This window comes from Polycladidibacter hongkongensis (assembly GCF_001561995.1).
Taxonomy (GTDB): Bacteria; Pseudomonadota; Alphaproteobacteria; order Rhizobiales; family Stappiaceae; genus Pseudovibrio; species Pseudovibrio hongkongensis.
This window is the reverse complement of record NZ_LLWC01000023.1, coordinates 1-1,721: the sequence shown is the minus strand read 5'-3', so window position 1 is coordinate 1,721 and position 1,721 is coordinate 1. Positions and strand designations below refer to the sequence as shown.

The window sequence follows — 1,721 nt, the reverse complement described above, 5'->3', positions numbered from 1 at the left end:
GCTCTTCACCTCTAAAGCGCCGTCAATAGTTGCAGAAATCTCGTTCGCTGTAAGCTTGGCCCCGGCAATACGGGCGTCGTCCCCTGTCTTGATCGTCAGTTTATCACCCGCACTTACGGCTGCATTTTGATGAGTTTGGCTTTGCCACTCACTGTTGCCGCTGCTGCCACCTGCACTCATATTCAAGCTCATAGACCCGCCAGTCATGGGGTTATAGCCTGTCACCAGTTTGATACCGATTGAGCTTGAGGAATTTTTTGAAGAGCCGCTAGCGGATTGTTTTGCAGCTTCGATGTTCAAATCATCCCCGGCGACAAGTTTGATATCACCCTCTGCAGAGATGTCGCTGCCAACGAGGGCTAGATTACTGCCAGCATCCAATGTGACATCGTTCTTGGCATTAATAATGCTTTGCTGTGCCGAAGTTGACTGCTGCTGTGAGCTGGATTTGCGAGTAGATAACTCAAATCCGTTTTCTGCCGTTACCCAGCTTCCGGTTGCAATATTCTTTGCCGCATCAATGGCTTTGAGGGTCGAAGATGCAGCAGTTACAGCCTGATTGATCGCATTGCCTTTGCCGCTGGTTGCGTTTTGCGCGTTCTCACTCAGTGCCTTGACATTGTTGATGATTGGTGCCTTGAAACCTGCACTGAAGGCTATTTGCGACTGCTTGTGGCTTTGGCTTTGCTCAAAGGTGTTTTGCCCCGCTTGGATCGTAATATCTTCTTGGGCGGTGATCGAGATGTCATTGCCTGCGGTAAGCGTTGCAGCCGTTGCGTTTACATTATTTTGAGCAGCAACTGTAAGATTTTTGCCTGCACCAATGCTACTGCCAACTGCCTGGGTCTGATCGGTGTTCGCTTTATCTGTGGTTTTTCTGTAACCAATGCTGAAGCCAAACCCACCGTCCATTCCTTCTGCGAACAAGCCCGCATGTTTCTCATAGCTGCTGGAAGAGGAGGTGGAAGTGCCAGTGTCAAGCACAACATCTGCGCCAGAAACCGTAACGTTTCCTTCAGCCGCGAGGGTTGAACCGGTAACTTGAACGTCGCTATCTGTTGCAATGTCAAGGTTTTCGCCAGCAATCAGCATGGCCCCTTGATATTGGTTGTTACTGGTGTGTTTGCGGCTAATGTCCTTCTTCAGGAAGCCTTTAACACGACTAGAATTCGTTTGACTGTATGCGCTTTGCTCTCCAGCGATCGTAATCTTGTTGCCGGCCTGCACTTGCAGGTTTTTGCCTGCACCTAATGTTGAAGCGCGCACATCAACGGTGTCGCCTGATGAAATTTTAATGCTTCCCTCAGCCCCAACATTTGAGCCCTGGACCACATTAGCCGATTTTGAGTTGTCATAGGACGCATTGACGCCAAACCAACCACCGCTCTTCATAGACCAACGGTCTTCTTTCTCGTAGACGTCACGTACAGACTTGACCACCACATTCTCTTTGGCAGCAAGCTCGATACTTGCCTCAGAGTTAATGTTTGCGCCTTCGATGCTTATTGTCTTTTGAGATGTAACATTGATATTGCCGCCCGCAGAAACCTGCGACATCTGATTGGTTTTTGAGTATTCCCGATTATAGGCAAAGCCGCTATCTTTTTCGGTTTCCTTTTCGATCTCCTTGGCGGTAAATGTTGCGTCACCGTCAACTATCAGGTTCATATCCGCACCGGATGACAGTGTGGCGCCTGTATTTTGCAAATCGCCGCTTAAGG

Annotated in this window: 1 protein-coding gene; it reads right to left on the bottom strand. The window is 49.2% G+C overall.

Annotated elements, in window-relative coordinates; genetic code table 11:
* On the bottom strand, nt 1-1,721 hold a 1,721-nt coding region (locus AYK82_RS11490; protein ID WP_156453334.1), incomplete at both ends, for a hemagglutinin repeat-containing protein.